Here is a 15645-nt window from a genome sequence, read left to right on the forward strand (position 1 = left end):
ATTTTCACTCAGCGTTTTGCAGCGCTATCAGAAATCATTTTTGGTGTAATGAATACCAGCATTTCTCTCTTGGAAGAGGCCCTGGAGCGGCTCTTGAAAAGATTACCCAGAACAGGTACATCACCCAACAAAGGAATCTTGTTTTCCTGATTGGTTTCTTCCAACTCAAAAATACCGCCAATCACCACAGTGCCACCGTTTTGCACCAGGATCTGCGTCTTGATATGCTTGGTATCAATAGCAACCCCCTGGGTCGTTGTTTCACCGCGAGAATCCTTGTTGATATCCAGATCCAGGATGATATCGCCTTCAGGAGTTATTTGCGGCGTAACTTCCAGTTTCAACACCGCCTTCTTGAAGGCTATGGTGGTCGCTCCGTTGGGTGCAGTGACTGAATATGGGTATTCAGTACCCTGCTCGATCAGCGCCTTGGTCTGGTCAGCGGTCATGAGACGAGGGCTTGAAATGATCTTGCCTTGTCCATCGGCCTCCATTGCCGAAAGCTCCAGCGTAAGGAAGCGATTGGCTGCAGCATTGAAGATGGACATGGCAAACGTGCCAGACCCTGCAACACCTGCCACAGAGGCAGGAAGATTCACGAAGCTGCCCGAAGTGTTGACCGTGCCTCCAGCACCGGCGGAAGCATTTGCGTTATCGAACCCCGTACCGAAGACAACACGATTGTCACCGCCGATGCTGTAGCCACCATCACCACCACGCTGGGCACGCAAGTCCCCGCCGCCGAGGCGTACCCCCAGGGCACGACCGAACGTGTCACGGGCTTCCACAATACGCGCTTCAATGAGCACTTGCCGCACTGGCACATCCAGCGTGGCCAGCAATGCCTTCATCGCCTCAAGCTTTGCAGGGGTGTCCGTCACAAAGAGTTGGTTGGTTCGAGGCTCGGAGATTGCGGACCCGCGCTCGGACAGAAATCTCGTCGCAGTTCCGCCAGCCCCGGCAGAGCTGGTGTTCGTCGTAATTTGCAACAGGATATCGGCCGCCTTCGCATAGTTCAGCTGAAAGCCCTGGGTGCGCAGCGGCTCCAGTTTCTGGATTTCCATCGCGGCTTCATAGTCACGCTTGGTGCGCGCATCGATCTCATCCTTGGGCGCAATCCAGAGCACCGAGCCCGACTTGCGCATGCCCAGGCCCTTGGCATCCATGATGATCTGCAGCGCCTGGTCCCAGGGAACATCCTTCAGACGCAGGGTCAGCGCCCCGGAAACCGTATCCGAGGTCACGATGTTGAAGTTCGTGAAGTCGGCAATCACCTGCAGCAGGGACCGCACTTCGATGTTCTGGAAATTCAGGGACAGCTTTTCACCGCTGTAGCCGGGACCCTGCGTGAGCTTGCTCACATCCACCTTTTTCTGGCGGACCTCGATCACAAACTGGCTGTCGCTTTGGTAGGCGCTGTGCTCCCAGTCGCCGACGGGAGCGATACGCATGCGCACGGATTCCCCCTGCTGCACCGAAGAGATTGTCTGCACCGGGGTTCCGAAATCCGCAACATCCAGCTTGCGGCGCAAGCCTTCAGGCAGGGAAGAACGCAGAAAATCGACGACAAGTTCCTTGCCTTCGCGGCGCAGATCCACGCCAACCTGGCTATTGCTCAATCCCACGACGATGCGGCCCGAGCCATCGCTGCCACGACGGAAATCAACATCCCTAATGGGTTGGACATCGCTACCGACGGCTGTCTTGGCTTCAAACACACCCTGCTGTGCAGAAGGCTTCACCGCAGCAGATGCAGCCACAGGATCCAGCAGGATCAGCAACGCCTTGCCTTGGCGTTCAGTGCGGTAGGAAGTCGCCGATTTCAAATTCAGCACCAGCCGGGAACGGCCAGAGGCTTCCACGATATTGATGGAACGCAGGTTGCCCTGGTTGAGTTCGACCATCGATTTGCCCGTGGCATTGGTTGCGCCAGGAAAATCCAGTGCGATCCGCGCAGGCGACTGGATCGCAAATCCGGTCGGGTCCGCAGCCAGCGCTTCGGAAAGCTCGATGCGCACCACCTCAGTGCCCCCCTGGATGGAACCGGAGACCGACTCTATCGCGGACTGCGCCCATGCAAAGGAGCCCAGCAACCAACCGCCCAAGGCGATTCCCCAGCGAGCTTTGTGAGACATGCTGCGATGTGTGCCCATCATTTCCTTCCCTCCTGCAACTCCAGTGTGCTATTTCTTTCTATCCAGTCGCCGCTGCCATCCTGGACGATTTCGCGCAACTGGATGGAAGTCTCCGTGATCCGGGTGATCTTTCCGTAGTTCTGGCCCAGGTAATTTCCTGCACGGACCTGATACAGCAATGTTCCGACTCTGATCAAGGCCGTGGGCACACCCTTCTTGTCCAGGCTGCCCACCATGGTCATTGCATCCAGGGGCTCTGCTTCCAGCGGCTCCTTGCGGCGGTTGAGCTCTGCAGCCATCAAGCTGGTATTCGCGTTGGACTGCACGGACTCTCTGCGCAACACCTGCATCAGCTTCAAAGGGTTGAAGGGATCCATCCCCTCCGAACCCAGGTAGGCCTGAGGCGTGAATAACTTCGGCTCTTCCAATGGTTTGACGCGAGGCTTTGCATTGGCACGCTCCTGCGCCATCCAGGTCTGCAATTCCTCATGCTCGGATGAAGTGCACGCCACCAGCGACAGACAGGCGGCCAGCACAAGCCAGCCGCGAAAACGCATTTGCCTCATTTCTTGCCCTTCCCGGCGGCCGCACGTTGCGCCTGCACTTCCTCGGCATCCAGGTAGCGGAAGGTTCGCGCCGTCGCCTCCATGCTCAAGACCTCGCTGCCCTCCTTGCCCACAGGGACAATCGACAAGTTGTTCAAGGTCACGATGCGCGACAGGTAGGCCACGTCGGAAGCGAATGAACCGATGTCATGAAATCGCCCTGTGACCTTCAAAGCAATGGGCAGCTCGGCGTAGTACTCCTTGACCACCATTGCCCCGGGGCGGAACGTTTCAAACTGAAGGCTGCGCCCCAATCCGGCCTGGTTGATATCCGAGAGCAGCGCAGCCATTTCCGCCTTGCTGGGCAACTGCTTTTCCAGCTGTGTCACATATTGCTGCACCTGTTCACGCTGCTTCTTCAGGCCATCCAGGCTGACCGCCTTGGACAGCTTCTGGCTGAAGTCCTGGCGCAGCGTGACTTCGGTGTTGCGCTCCTGCTCCAGCGTGTCCTCATAGTCCTTGATCAGTACGTACCAGAGCAAGGCGGCGACGCCCAACGCAATGGCAACGCACAACAGAAAACGCGGCAGCAAGGGCCACCGCGAAGGATCATTGGGATCAAGACCACGGAATTGGCGCTGGATGTTCTCCTGCAGTGCGGAGAAGTCGATGTCGTTCTTTTTCTTCTTGGCCATCACTGGGACTTTCCTGGGTTGGCTGCCGTCGGAAGGCCTTTCTCTGCAACGCTGGCGCGCGTGAGCTGGAAGCGCAGATTGAACGCTGCAGCACGGCGCTGGTCCTTGGGCGTGACGTTGACCGTCCTGGCCACGATCTCCACCAGTTCCGGCTTGGAGATCCAGGGCGTTCCCTCGGACAGATTGCGCAGCATCTCGGACACCCGCTCATTGGACTGTGCCGTGCCCAGCATGGTCACGGCCAGACCTTCCTGCCTGATACTGGTGATGTAGACGCCATCGGGCAGCTGGGCCACCAGCTCGTTGAGCATGTGCACCGGCAGATTGCGATCGGACTGCAGGTCTTCCACGGCCTTTTGCCGGGCGCGCAGGGCCGTGATTTCATCCTCCAGCCCGGCGATTTCCTTGATCTGGGACTCCAGCACCGTGATCTCGGTGCGCAGCATGCTGTTCTTTGCCTGCTGGGCTTCGATCATCATCTGGTACCACCAGTAGACAGCACCAATGATCAAAACCCCTATCAGGGCCGAAAGAACCATGGTGGCCTGGAATGCTTCCTTGCGTCGCTTGCGTGTGGCTTCTCTGTGAGGAAGCAGATTGATCAGGATCACGACACAAACCTCCGCATGGCCAGACCGCAGGCGGTCAGATAGGCGGGGGCCTCGCGCGACATGCGCTTGAGGCGCACGCCGCTGCCGACTTCCATGCCATCGAAGGGATTGGCAAGGCTGCAGGCAAATCCGGTCTGCTGCGTGATGGCCTCCGACAGGCCGGAAAGCGGTGCCGAGCCGCCAGCCAGCAGGATGTGGTCTATGCGGTTGTGGGGCGTGCTGGTGAAAAAGAACTGCAGTGCACGCGACACTTCCTGCGTCATGCTCTGCACGAAGGGCTTGAGCACGGCGGAGGCGTAGTCCTCCGGCAGTTCGCCGTTGCGCTTCTTGGACTCGGCCTCTTCGAGGGAGAAACCATATTGGCGCGCGATCAGCTGCGTCAGCTGGGCGCCACCAAAGGCCTGGTCACGGTCATACAGCACCTCGTCGTCACGCAGGATCTGCATGCTGGTCGTCATGGCGCCTACCTCGAACAGCGCCACCAAAGCGTTGTTGCCCTGATTGGGCAGGCGCTCGATCAACCGTCCGGCGGCCATGCGGGAGGCATGGGGCTCGATGTCGATGACCATCGGCTTGAGGCCGGCCGCCTCGGCCAGACCCTGGCGGTCCTGCACCTTTTCGCGGCGGGAGGCGGCAATGAGCACATCCACGTCGCCAGGCGAATTCGATGACGGGCCTATGACACAGAAGTCCAGACTCACTTCGTCGAGCGAAAAAGGAATGTACTGATTGGCCTCGGATTCGACCTGGACCTCCAGTTCCTGCTCGCTCATGCCGTCGGGCAGCGAAATCTTCTTGGTGATCACGGCCGAAGCCGGCAATGCCATGGCCACGTTCTTGGTCCGCGTGCCGCTTTTTTTGACCAGCCGCCGTACAGCCTCTGCCACTTCGTCGAACTTTTCGATGTTGCCATCCGTAATCCATCCCCGCTCCAGCGGCTCGATGGCACAGCGCTCCAGCAACAGTTCGCCCGACCTGGCACGAGACAGCTCAACGAGCTTGGCGCTCGAAGAACTGATGTCGATGCCTAGCAAAGGTGCGGGCTGGCGACTGAATAAGGATCCCATAGCAATCAACTTGCCCTCCCTCTTCTTGTGTATGTAAAGAACGCAACAAACCTTCACATATAGGTTGAATGCTATCAGCAAGACTGCGCGCAACTCACCATGCCTGCCGGAGCATGGTTGACGGTAGTGGCCAAAAACAGACATTGTTGCGGGCCATCAAATGCGACAGGAATGCACCCCTGCTTGCATGTCGGCCTGTACGCCTGGCTTAGGATGCGAGGCTTGCGGCCATGCTGGCAACCGTGTGCAGCCGCCTCCTACCGACCCCCTGGGGAACGCATTTTTATAATGCGGCACTCCTCAGCACTCCCTGCGACATGCCGTCCTCAGACTCCCGAGAACCCCAGGCTGGAAAGCCTCGCTCCGCTCCGTCCAAGCCCATGCATTGGTTTCCCAAGGCCTTGCTATGGCTGGCGGGCATCGCCGTCGCCGGCGCGCTGGCCCTGATGCTGACGGTGGCCGTGGCCCTGGCCATGGCCTACCCCAACCTGCCCGACGTGTCCGAGCTGGCCGACTACCGACCCAAGCTGCCGCTGCGCGTGTACTCCAGCGAAGGCGCCCTGCTGGGCGAGTTCGGCGAGGAGCGGCGCACGCTGACGCCCATTCAGGACATCCCCAAAGTGATGACCGACGCGGTGCTGGCCATTGAAGACACCCGCTTTTTCGAGCACGGTGGCGTCGACTACAAGGGCATGGCCCGCGCCGCGCTGGCCAATCTGGGCCGCGTGAAAAGCCAGGGCGCATCGACCATCACCATGCAGGTGGCACGCAATGTCTATCTGTCTTCCGAGAAAACTTTTACACGCAAAATTTACGAAGTCTTACTGACTTTCAAGCTAGAGCATCTGCTGAGCAAAAACCAGATTCTCGAGATCTACATGAACCAGATTTATCTGGGAAATCGGGCCTATGGCTTTGCCGCCGCCTGTGAAGCCTATTTCGGCAAGCCACTGAAGGACATCACCGTCGCCGAAGCGGCCATGCTGGCCGGCCTGCCCAAGGCGCCGTCGGCCTACAACCCGATCAGCAACCCCAAGCGCGCCCGCTCGCGCCAGCTCTACATCATCGAGCGCATGGAGGAAAACGGCTTCATCACGGCGGCCCAGGCCACTGAAGCCAAGGCCGAGCCGCTGAAGATCCGCACAGGCTCCTTCAACACCCGGGTGCATGCCGAGTACGTGGCCGAAATGGCGCGCCAGCTGATCTTTGCCCAGTACGGCAACGAGGCCTACACGCGCGGCCTGAACGTCTACACCACCATCAATGCCGGCGAACAGGAAGCCGCCTACGCCGCGCTGCGCCGCGGCATCATGGACTACGAGCGCCGCCAGAAGTACCGCGGCCCCGAGAAGTTCGTGGCCCTGCCCGCCGACGCCGAGGACCGTGAAGACGCCATCGACGACACCCTGGCCAACCACCCCGACAACGGAGACGTGCTCGCCGCCGTGGTGCTGGATGCCAACCCGCGCAAGATCCTGGCGGCCCGTGCCGACGGCGAGCAGATCGAGATCACGGGCGAAGGCCTCAAGCCTGCCGAATCGGGCCTGAACCCCAAGGCACCGCCCAACATCAAGATACGTCCCGGCGCCGTGATCCGCGTGGTCAAGACGCCCAAGAACACCTGGGAAATCACGCAGCTGCCCGAGGTGGAAGGCGCCTTCGTGGCCCTGGTTCCCCAGACGGGCGCCTTGCGCGCCCTGATCGGCGGCTTCGACTTCCAGAAGAACAAGTTCAATCATGTGACCCAGGCCTGGCGCCAGCCCGGCTCGGCCTTCAAGCCCTTCATCTACTCCGCGGCGCTGGAAAAGGGCTTCTCGCCCTCCACCATGATCAATGACGCGCCGCTGTTCTTCAGTGCGGGCGTGACGGGGGGGCAGCCCTGGGAGCCCAAGAACTACGACAGCCGCTACGACGGGCCGATGACCATGCGCACGGGCCTGAACAAGTCCAAGAACATGATCTCCATCCGGCTGCTGCAGGCCGTGGGCCCCAAGCAGGGCCAGGAGTGGGTCACGCGCTTCGGCTTTGACGCCGCCAAGCACCCGGCCTACCTGACCATGGCTTTGGGCGCAGGTGCCGTCACGCCGCTGCAGCTGGCGGCCGGCTACTCCGTGTTCGCCAACGGCGGCCACCGCGTCAATCCCTGGCTGATTTCCCGCGTCACCGATCACAAGGGCCGCATCCTGTCCGAATTCACACCGCCCCCGGTGCAGGAACTGCCCCAGGCCATCGACGCGCGCAACGCCTTCATCATGGACAGCCTGCTGCAGGACGTGGCGCGCGTGGGCACGGCAGCGCGCGCGCAGTCCACGCTCAAGCGCCCCGACCTGTATGGCAAGACCGGCACGACCAACGATTCGGTGGATGCCTGGTTTGCGGGCTTCCAGCCCACGCTGGCCGCCGTATCCTGGATCGGCTACGACACGCCGCGCAACCTGGGCAGCCGCGAGACCGGCGGCGGCCTGAGCCTGCCGATCTGGATCAGCTTCATGCAGCACGCGCTCAAGGGCGTTCCCGTGGCCGAGATGCCCGTGCCGCCCGGCGTCGTGAACATGGGCGGCGAGTGGTACTACGAGGAAAACGCGCGCAACGGCGGCGTCAGCAGCCTGGGCATGGACAGTGCATCCACGGGCAGCGCCGCAGGCGCCACGCCCCCGCCCGCCACCGAGGAGCGCAACCGCATCCTCGACCTGTTCCGCAACTGAGGCGGTCGACCACGCAAGAAAGCCCGGCCATGCCGGGCTTTTCTTTTGGAGCCAGCCGAAAGCCGGGGTCTCAGCGCGCCGAGAACTGCAGCGCCAGGCCCGATTGCTCGGTGGCGTAGCGGCTCAGGTTGGCGAAGAACTCGCCCGCGCCCTTGGTATCGAGCCAGGCGCCCTGCGACGCGTCGTAGCGGTAGTGGAAGCCGCCGGCCTTGGCGGCCAGCCAGATCTCGTGCAGCGGCTTTTGCTGGTTGATCACGATCTGGCTGCGGTTGGCAAAGACCAGGGTCACCATGCCTCCCACGCGCTGGGCATCGAGGTCGGCATCGGTTTCATCGTTGATGCGATCGCAGTCTTGCTCCACCGCCAGCAGCAGTCGTTCGGCAAGGTCCAGAAATTCTTGGTCGGTCATTACAATTCGCTTATGTTGAAAGCCTCGCAAATTCTAGTCAGGTGCATTGCCCTTGGGGCCTGTGCGGCGTCCCTTGCGGCCTGTGGGCAGAAGGGGCCTCTGTTCCTGCCCAGCTCGCCAGCCGCCAGCCACCGCGCCACGCTGCCGCAGACCCTGGGCATCTCCAGCCCGGCCGAGCGGGCAACGCCCGCACCGGCGCCCACCACCTTGCCGACCGGCCCCTCCAATGCAGCCGTCGAGGAAAGCTCCACGCCCACGGGCGCCTCGGACTCCCGCAGGCCACAGGCCGACTGACGCGGCAGCCGCACTGCGGCTTGATGCACGTCAACCCCGCTGCATGGCATGGCGCTTAGAGTGACCGCATCTTGTCCCTCGACAACCCGCCATGCCCGTAGAGCTTTACCGAGACAAAAACCACGCCTGCCTGATGTTCACCGACCTCATCGAGGAAGATGGACAGGCCATCCAGGCCAACCAGTTCCTCATCGTCGATGACGACACGGGCGCCATCATCGATCCGGGCGGCAATCTCGCGTTCAACGAGCTGTTCATGGGCATGTCTCGGCATTTCGCGCCGCACAAGCTTTCCTATCTGATTGCCTCCCACGCCGATCCCGACATCATTGCCTCGCTGGATCGCTGGATGACCAGCACCAAGGCCCAGCTGGTGATCTCGCGCATCTGGGAGCGCTTCGCGCCCCACTTCACCAAGGTCGGCAAGACCGAGAACCGCGTGATCGGCGTGCCGGACGCCGGCGGCCGGCTGCCGCTGGGCCGCCATGAGCTGCACCTGCTGCCCGCCCACTTCCTGCATGCCGAGGGCAACTTCCACTTCTACGATCCCGTCAGCCGCATCCTGTTTACGGGCGACCTGGGCGTGTCCCTGATGAACGGCATCGAGGCACAGGTGCCGGTGACCGATCTGGTGCCGCACATCGTGCGCATGGAAGGCTTTCACCGCCGCTACATGGTCTCCAACAAGATCCTGCGGCTGTGGGTGCAGATGGCGCGCCAGCTGCCCATCGACATGATCGTGCCCCAGCACGGCGCGCCCATCATGGGCGCCAAGGCGATTGCCGACCTGTTCAACTGGCTGGAAGGCCTGCAGTGCGGCATTGATCTGTTCGACCAGCGCAACTACCAGTTGCCCATGGCGGACATCGACCCCGTCACCCGCCAGCTGCGCCCTGCCCTGCGCGCCGTCGCCGGCTAGCCTCTGGCGCGCCGGCGGCGCAGTGCATGGGCCACACGCCAGCCCAGCAGCAGCGCAAGAATGGCGGCGTATACGCCGACCTCGGCGAAGTTGTTCTTGCCCGCGCGCATCCAGAAGAAATGCAGCAGGGCCAGCGGCGCCACCGCATAAATGCAGCGGTGCAGCCATTGCCAGCGCTTTGCGCCCATGGCCCGGAGCACACGGTGCGGCGATGTGGCGGCAAGCGCGGTCAGCAAGAGCAGGGCCGCAAAGCCCACGAGGATGAACGGGCGCTTGGGGATGTCGAGCACGATCTCGCCCCAGTCCAGCCCCATGTCGAACCACGCATAGCACAGCAGGTGCAGCACGGCGTAGAAGAACACATACAGGCCCAGCATGCGCCGAAAGCGCGCCAGCGCCGTCAGCCCCAGCGCCTGGCGCAGCGGTGTCACGGCCAGCACCACGCACAGAAAGCGCAGCGTCCAGTCCCCCGTGGAGCGCAGCAGGGCCTCGGCCGGATTGGCGCCGAGAGTGTTCAGGATGGCTCCGGCCAGCAGCCACGCAAACGGCAGCAGGCACACAAGAAACACCAGCGGCTTGGCCGCCCGGTGCAGCAAAAGGCGCTGTAACACCGTCATTGCATGGGCCGCATCAATAGAACTTCTTCAGATCCATGCCCGTGTAGAGCTGGCCGACCTGGGCTTCGTAGCCGTTGAACAGCAGCGTCTTGCGCTTCTTGGCGAACAGGCCATCCTCGCCAATGCGCCGCTCCGTGGCCTGGCTCCAGCGCGGGTGCGGCACGTCCGGATTCACATTGGAATAAAAGCCGTACTCGTTGCGCGCCGCCTTGTTCCAGGCCGTGCCCGGCTCCTTGTCGGTCAGGCGGATGGCAACGATGCTCTTGGCGCTCTTGAAGCCGTATTTCCACGGCACGACCAGCCGCACGGGCGCGCCATTCTGGTTGGGCAGCACTTCGCCATACATGCCGAAGGCCAGCAGCGTCAGCGGGTGCATGGCTTCATCAAGGCGCAGCCCCTCGGTGTAAGGCCAGTCCAGCACGCCGCTGCGCAGGCCCGGCATCTGCGCCTTGTCGGCCAGGGTCACGAATTCCACGTACTTGGCACTGCCCAGCGGCTGCACCTTGCGCAGCAGCTCGGCCAGGGAATAGCCGACCCAGGGAATCACCATGGACCAGCCTTCCACGCAGCGCAGCCGGTAGATGCGCTCTTCCAGCGGTGCGAGCTTGAGCAGCGCATCCAGGTCCAGTGTCTGCGGCTGCTGGACCAGGCCTTCGATCTTCACTGTCCACGGCCGCGTCTTGAGCGTGTGGGCGTTCTTGGCAGGATCGTCCTTGTCCAGGCCGAATTCGTAGAAGTTGTTGTACTGCGACGCATCGGCATAGGCGGTGACGCGCTCCATGGAGTTCGCGCCCGGCACCTGCGAAGGCACGGAAGCCAGCGCCGCCAGCTTGCCGGGGCGCTGCACGCCTGCCGCCCAGCCCGGCAAGGCGGCACCGGCCGAACCTGCGGCCAGGTACTGCAGCCAGGCCCGGCGCTGCAGGTAGCTCGCCCGGGGCGTGATTTCGCTGCCTTGCGGATGTTGGAAGCCGTTGTCGTGGGAGCGGATCAGCATGGGAATCTCCGAAAGTGCCTGCTGAGGCATGGGTGCCGGGCGGCATGACGATTGGGAGCCTTGCAGGCCCGCGCAAGTTCCATGCTACGCCCCAGCCTCAACTGCCATGAAAAAGAGCCGGATACAAAAAGGGCTGCATGCGCGCCGGCGCATGCAGCCCTTTGTTCGGCGGCAGTCCGAATCAGCAGCGGATCACAGCTCGCCGTAGCTGTGCAGTCCCGACAGGAACATGTTCACGCCCAGGAAGGCGAAGGTGGTGATGGCCAGCCCGCCCAGCGCCCACCAGGCGGACACGGTGCCGCGCAGGCCCTTGACCAGGCGCATGTGCAGCCAGGCCGCGTAGTTGAGCCAGACGATCAGCGCCCAGGTTTCCTTGGGGTCCCAGCTCCAGTAGCCGCCCCAGGCCTCGGCCGCCCACAGCGCGCCCAGCACGGTGGCGATGGTGAAGAAGGCAAAGCCCACGGCGATGGACTTGTACATCACATCGTCCAGCAGCTCGAAGCTGGGCAGCCGCTCGGCGATGCGCTTGCGCGCCAGCAGGATGCCGGCCACGATCAGCGCCGAGACGCCGAAGTACACCATCCAGTAGCTGCCGCCGTTGTCGGTCGCACCCTTGCGGAAAACGATGGGCTCGAAGCACAGCACCACGCCCAGCATCCACAGCGGGGCGAGCTTGTACCAGCGCGTCTCCGTGGCCTGCTGCTTGATCAGGTAGGCGAAGGAGACCATGGCCGCCAGCGCGAAGGTGCCGTAGCCGATGAAGTTGGCCGGCACATGCAGCTTCATCCACCAGCTCTTGAGCGCCGGCACCAGGGGCTGGATCTCGTGCGCCTCGCGCACCAGCGTGTACCACAGCAAAAAGCCCACGGCCGCGCTGACCACCAGCATCACGAAGCCACCCAGGGCGCGCGTGTCGTAGTGCTGTTCGTAGTACAGATAGAACAGCGCCGTCATCCAGCAGAACATGACGAACACTTCATAGAGGTTGCTGACCGGGATGTGCCCCACGTCAGGGCCGATCAGATAGCTCTCGTACCAGCGCACCATGGTGCCCACCAGCGCCAGCGTCACGGCCAGCCAGGCCAGGCGCGAGCCCAGCAGCGACAGCGCCGTGCCCTCGCCCCGCGCAAACATGCCGATCCAGTAGAAGACGGTGCTGATGAAGAACACCATGCTCATCCAGAGGATGGCCGACTGGCTGGACAGGAAGTACTTGAGGCCGAACACCGTGTCCGAGCGCGCCAGCTGCGCCCCCTCCGGCCCCTGGTACAGCCCGATGGCCAGCAGCGACAGCCCGGCCACCACCAGCATCAGCGCCCGCAGCGAGCGCCAGAACCAGCCCAGCCAGATGGCCGCGGGAATGGTGCCGACCAGGATGCACTTCTCGTAGACATCCATGTACTCGCCATAGCGCTGCAGCGCATAGAGCAGCCCCGCCGCCACGAGGGCCGCAAACACCCAGTCGAACCAGTTGCGGCGGGCGAAGAAGCCCTCGTTGAGCGTCAAAGTCGTCGTGGTGGCGGTGTTCATGCGGAACCTCCGGGGGGTTTCTTGTGGATGGGCTCGGCGCCTATCAGCTTGCCGGCCAGCATGGCGAATTCTCTATCACCATCGAGCGTTTTGCGATTGGTGGACAAGGCCATTTCGGCATGGCTTTGGCCATCGCGGGGCGTGAGCCAGATCCAGATGCGGCGGTCGCGCACGTACAGCATGCAGAACACGCCGATGATGAGGAACAGGCAGCCCAGATACACCACGTTCTTGCCCGGTGCACGCGCCACCTGGAACACGCTGGCCTGCACCTGCTTGAAGTCCTGCAGCATGAAGACCATGGGCACGGGGTAGAACTGCGCGTCGCTGAGCGAGAACACGGCCTGTGTCATGAAGGACTGCGTCTGCTCGCTGGGCTCCAGCGGTGCCTGGCCGGCCTGGGCCCGCACGATCTGGGCCATCTCGAACAGCACGCCATTGAGAATGCGCACCAGCACCTCGCCCGCGCGTTCACGCTCGGCCGCGGGCACATTGCTTTCCATGAAATCGGAGATGGCCTGCAGCCCGCCCAGCGGCTTGCCATCGGGACCCTTCTTGTCGGTCTGTCCCGCGAACAGCTCCAGCGCCTTGGTGGCCGACTGCGCCAGCGCACCGCTCAGCTCGGAGCGCGAGGAATCGATGGCCTTGGCCACATAGGCCCGGGCCGCCTGCTCGCGCAGTTTGGGATCCTGCAGCGCGCTGCGCAGGCGCAGGAAGGTGTCCATTTCGCTTTCGGGGTCGGCGGGAATGCGCAGATAGCGCATGGCGTCGGCCTGGTTGTCGCGCACGCCCAGCAGGAACACGCGCTGGCCGTCGCCCGTGTCCACGGGCAGCATGTAGTTCTGGAACTCGCGCGCCTGGCCCGCGGCATCGCGCAGCTTGTAGCGGATGCTGGGGCCGATGTTGCGCAGTTCCTTCTTGGTCACGGTCTTGTGGGCCGCGCCCAGGCGCTCGTCGATGGCCTGCTTCAGGTCCACCTTGCGCACATCGGTGGCGCTGCCACTGGCGCCGCCCGCACCGCCGAAGTTCTCGACGTTGATGGTGCGCAGCTCGGCAAACTCCAGCGTCAGCGCCTCGTCCTTGCCGTCGGCGAGCTTGCGCGTGAACTGGCTGGAGCCGCCAATCACGCCTTCGACATCGAAGGGCTTGGTCCCGGCCTCCAGCGGCACGGCATGCAGCTTCACCGACGAGCCGCCGTCATCAAAGCTGGACTGGTAGATCTCGATGCCGCGGTAGCTGGCCGGGTGGTTGACCTCGATGCGCTTTTCCAGCTTCTCGCCCGTGGCCTTGTCGTGGATGACGACCTCGCTGGCAAACAGCTTGGGCATGCCCGTGGAGTAGTACTCGACGATGAACTTCTTGAGCTCCACCGCAAAGGGCAGCTCCTGCAGCAGCACGCCATCGGACTGCGACAGGATGGCCGTGCCCGCCGTGCCGCCCTCGGTCACCAGCAGGTTGCCGCGGAAGGTGGGGTTGCGTTCGCTCAGCCGGTGCTGCTCGGACACCTCGGAGATCAGGCCACCGCCGGTATAAGGTGTTTTGCCTCCCAGCCACATCTGCGCACGCACGATGAGGTCACCGTCGAACAGCCCCCCCAGGCAGATCAGCACGATGGCGCCATGGGCGGCGATGTAGCCCAGCTTGTGGGCCGCGCCCGCCTTGGCCGCCAGCATCCAGCCCGTGCCGGGACCGGCCGCCGTATCGCGCTGCTGCAGCCGCACCTTCCAGCCGCCCGACACCAGCTGCTGGCCCAGGCGCCTGGCGGCTTCCTCGGTGCTGCCGGGCACCACGTTCTGCGCACGGTGGCCGAAGGCCTTGAGGCTTTGTTCGCGAACGTTTTCCTTGTAGCTGCGCAGATCGGCCAGGTACTTGGGCGCATGGCGTGCCACGCACAGCGAGGTGCTGATCACCAGAAAGGCCAGGATCAGCAGGAACCACCAGGCGCTGTAGACCGCATTGAGCTTGAGCGCAAGAAACAGCTGGGCCCAGAACGGTCCGAACTGGTTGACGTAGTTGCCCACCGGCTCATGCTGCTTGAGCACGGTGCCGATCACCGAGGCAATGCAGATGACCGTCAGCAGCGAGATCGCAAAGCGCATCGATGCCAGCAGCTCCAGCATCGCGCGCGCGGCCTGCGGGCGGGGAGAGGCAAGAGCGGCACCGGAAGAGTTGTCTGACATGAAGAGCGAAAAACCAAAACCCGAATGAAAAAAGCGGGACCATCTGCATTCATGCGATGGACCCGCTTGGCTTGGGGCGTCTATAGGGCAATAGGTTCCCGGTGATTACCCTGGGAACCGCATCGGTTCCGGGAGCACATCAACGCAGGCCAGCGATGTAGTCTGCCACGGCCTTGATTTCGCGATCGTTAAGCTTGGCAGCAACCTGCGTCATCTGAATGCTATTGCCGCGCTTGCCGTCACGGAAGGCCGTGAGCTGGGTGGTGGTGTAGTCGGCGTGCTGGCCGGCCAGACGCGGGTACTGGGCCGGGATGCCGGCACCGTTGGGGCTGTGGCAGCCTGCGCAGGCGGCGATGTTGCGCTCCTGGATGCCACCACGGTAGATGCGCTCGCCCATGGCCACCAGGTCCTTGTCCTTGGCAAAGCCGTCCTTGGGCTTTTGCGCATGCAGCCAGGCGGCGATGTTCTTCATGTCAGGCTCGCTGAGCATGCTGGCAAAGCCCTTCATCACCGGGTCCTTGCGCTTGTCGTCCTTGAACTCCAGCAACTGCTTGACCAGGTACTCGGGATGCTGGCCGGCCAGCTTGGGCTGGATGGGCACCGTCGAATTGCCGTCGGCCGCATGGCATGCCGCGCAGACGGCGGTGTAGCTGGCCTCGCCCTTCGCCAGATCGGCCTTGGCCGCCTTCGGCTGAGCCGGGGCAGCAGGTGCCTCGCCAGCGGAGAAAGCGGGAAAGGCGGGGGCTGCAGCAAGAATGGCAGCCGTCAGCAAAGAGGCAAGCAACTTCATATCGAGGGCGTGGTTCTGTTGTTGAAAGCGCAAAATTCGGCGGATTCTACAATGGGGCCCCCTGTGATTGATATCGTCAGGAACCCTGCTTTCGCCCCTGCGCGCAGAGGAAGACACATTCCTTGATCGTGGTCACAAACTGGCCACGGATCCG

General features: G+C 62.9%; 14 protein-coding genes. 3 read left to right on the plus strand and 11 right to left on the minus strand.

Features of this window, described 5'->3' with window-relative positions; genetic code table 11:
- Positions 1-8 precede the first annotated feature (8 nt).
- From pilQ to ACF8NF_RS03955, 5 genes are read right to left on the minus strand one after another with little or no spacing between them, the layout of a single operon-like run.
- On the minus strand, positions 9-2156 hold the full coding sequence (gene pilQ / locus ACF8NF_RS03935) for a type IV pilus secretin PilQ (protein ID WP_212644826.1): 2148 nt from the start codon (positions 2154-2156) through the stop codon (positions 9-11).
- The gene (locus ACF8NF_RS03940) at positions 2153-2701 is read right to left on the minus strand and encodes a pilus assembly protein PilP (RefSeq protein WP_026062714.1); all 549 of its coding nucleotides are present in this window, start codon (positions 2699-2701) and stop codon (positions 2153-2155) included. The genes pilQ and ACF8NF_RS03940 overlap by 4 nt, the downstream gene beginning before the upstream one ends.
- Positions 2698-3375, minus strand: coding sequence for a type 4a pilus biogenesis protein PilO (locus ACF8NF_RS03945; protein ID WP_212644825.1), 678 nt, complete (start codon positions 3373-3375; stop codon positions 2698-2700). The genes ACF8NF_RS03940 and ACF8NF_RS03945 overlap by 4 nt, the downstream gene beginning before the upstream one ends.
- Complete coding sequence (locus tag ACF8NF_RS03950) at positions 3375-3986, minus strand: PilN domain-containing protein (protein WP_392450065.1); 612 nt, start codon at positions 3984-3986, stop codon at positions 3375-3377. Before ACF8NF_RS03950 ends, ACF8NF_RS03945 begins: the two co-directional genes overlap by 1 nt.
- Positions 3983-5062: a pilus assembly protein PilM gene (locus ACF8NF_RS03955; protein ID WP_026062715.1), complete on the minus strand. Its 1080-nt coding sequence runs from the start codon at positions 5060-5062 to the stop codon at positions 3983-3985. Before ACF8NF_RS03955 ends, ACF8NF_RS03950 begins: the two co-directional genes overlap by 4 nt.
- Positions 5063-5433: 371 nt before the next feature.
- Between ACF8NF_RS03955 and ACF8NF_RS03960 the strand changes: the two genes are divergently transcribed.
- Complete coding sequence (locus tag ACF8NF_RS03960; protein WP_017406662.1) at positions 5434-7758, plus strand: penicillin-binding protein 1A; 2325 nt, start codon at positions 5434-5436, stop codon at positions 7756-7758.
- Positions 7759-7828: 70 nt separating this feature from the next.
- Here ACF8NF_RS03960 and cyaY read toward each other — a convergent pair whose 3' ends face one another.
- Positions 7829-8167 (minus strand): iron donor protein CyaY, encoded by a 339-nt coding sequence (cyaY, locus tag ACF8NF_RS03965; protein WP_017406663.1) that lies wholly within the window; start codon positions 8165-8167, stop codon positions 7829-7831.
- 12 nt (positions 8168-8179) lie between these two features.
- Here cyaY and ACF8NF_RS03970 point away from each other — a divergent pair, with 12 nt between their 5' ends.
- Positions 8180-8461 carry a lipoprotein gene (locus ACF8NF_RS03970; RefSeq protein WP_082254145.1) on the plus strand — a complete coding sequence of 94 codons (282 nt, stop codon included), beginning with the start codon at positions 8180-8182 and terminating at the stop codon, positions 8459-8461.
- Positions 8462-8552: 91 nt separating this feature from the next.
- Positions 8553-9380 (plus strand): MBL fold metallo-hydrolase, encoded by an 828-nt coding sequence (locus ACF8NF_RS03975; protein ID WP_074921487.1) that lies wholly within the window; start codon positions 8553-8555, stop codon positions 9378-9380.
- On the opposite strand, the gene ACF8NF_RS03980 is transcribed toward ACF8NF_RS03975, so the two are convergent.
- From ACF8NF_RS03980 to ACF8NF_RS04000, 5 genes are all read right to left on the minus strand, one after another.
- Entirely contained in the window at positions 9377-9997 is a 621-nt protein-coding gene (locus ACF8NF_RS03980; protein WP_392450067.1) for a sulfite oxidase heme-binding subunit YedZ, read from the minus strand. The two genes, ACF8NF_RS03975 and ACF8NF_RS03980, sit on opposite strands and share 4 nt — an antisense overlap.
- 13 nt (positions 9998-10010) lie before the next feature.
- Positions 10011-10991, minus strand: coding sequence for a protein-methionine-sulfoxide reductase catalytic subunit MsrP (gene msrP / locus ACF8NF_RS03985; protein ID WP_016445533.1), 981 nt, complete (start codon positions 10989-10991; stop codon positions 10011-10013).
- A 192-nt stretch (positions 10992-11183) separates the two neighbouring features.
- The gene (ccsB, locus tag ACF8NF_RS03990) at positions 11184-12521 is read right to left on the minus strand and encodes a c-type cytochrome biogenesis protein CcsB (RefSeq protein WP_209799732.1); all 1338 of its coding nucleotides are present in this window, start codon (positions 12519-12521) and stop codon (positions 11184-11186) included.
- A complete protein-coding gene (locus tag ACF8NF_RS03995; RefSeq protein ID WP_034364832.1) occupies positions 12518-14701 on the minus strand; it encodes a cytochrome c biogenesis protein ResB in 2184 nt (727 codons plus the stop codon). The genes ccsB and ACF8NF_RS03995 overlap by 4 nt, the downstream gene beginning before the upstream one ends.
- A gap of 139 nt (positions 14702-14840) precedes the next feature.
- Entirely contained in the window at positions 14841-15491 is a 651-nt protein-coding gene (locus ACF8NF_RS04000) for a cytochrome c (RefSeq protein WP_016445530.1), read from the minus strand.
- Positions 15492-15645 lie beyond the last annotated feature (154 nt).

This window comes from Delftia sp. WSY_22 (assembly GCF_043104185.1).
GTDB classification, from domain to species: domain Bacteria; phylum Pseudomonadota; class Gammaproteobacteria; order Burkholderiales; family Burkholderiaceae_C; genus Comamonas; species Comamonas tsuruhatensis.

What these genes read in the sequence shown, in the direction of transcription:
- pilQ (WP_212644826.1), bottom strand. Translation starts at nt 2,156, where the DNA reads ATGATGGGCACACATCGCAGCATGTCTCACAAAGCTCGCTGGGGAATC.
- cyaY (WP_017406663.1), bottom strand. Translation starts at nt 8,167, where the DNA reads ATGACCGACCAAGAATTTCTGGACCTTGCCGAACGACTGCTGCTGGCG.
- ccsB (WP_209799732.1), bottom strand. Translation starts at nt 12,521, where the DNA reads ATGAACACCGCCACCACGACGACTTTGACGCTCAACGAGGGCTTCTTC.
- ACF8NF_RS03970 (WP_082254145.1), top strand. Translation starts at nt 8,180, where the DNA reads ATGTTGAAAGCCTCGCAAATTCTAGTCAGGTGCATTGCCCTTGGGGCC.
- msrP (WP_016445533.1), bottom strand. Translation starts at nt 10,991, where the DNA reads ATGCTGATCCGCTCCCACGACAACGGCTTCCAACATCCGCAAGGCAGC.
- ACF8NF_RS03960 (WP_017406662.1), top strand. Translation starts at nt 5,434, where the DNA reads ATGCATTGGTTTCCCAAGGCCTTGCTATGGCTGGCGGGCATCGCCGTC.
- ACF8NF_RS03945 (WP_212644825.1), bottom strand. Translation starts at nt 3,375, where the DNA reads ATGGCCAAGAAGAAAAAGAACGACATCGACTTCTCCGCACTGCAGGAG.
- ACF8NF_RS04000 (WP_016445530.1), bottom strand. Translation starts at nt 15,491, where the DNA reads ATGAAGTTGCTTGCCTCTTTGCTGACGGCTGCCATTCTTGCTGCAGCC.
- ACF8NF_RS03940 (WP_026062714.1), bottom strand. Translation starts at nt 2,701, where the DNA reads ATGAGGCAAATGCGTTTTCGCGGCTGGCTTGTGCTGGCCGCCTGTCTG.
- ACF8NF_RS03980 (WP_392450067.1), bottom strand. Translation starts at nt 9,997, where the DNA reads ATGACGGTGTTACAGCGCCTTTTGCTGCACCGGGCGGCCAAGCCGCTG.
- ACF8NF_RS03975 (WP_074921487.1), top strand. Translation starts at nt 8,553, where the DNA reads ATGCCCGTAGAGCTTTACCGAGACAAAAACCACGCCTGCCTGATGTTC.
- ACF8NF_RS03995 (WP_034364832.1), bottom strand. Translation starts at nt 14,701, where the DNA reads ATGTCAGACAACTCTTCCGGTGCCGCTCTTGCCTCTCCCCGCCCGCAG.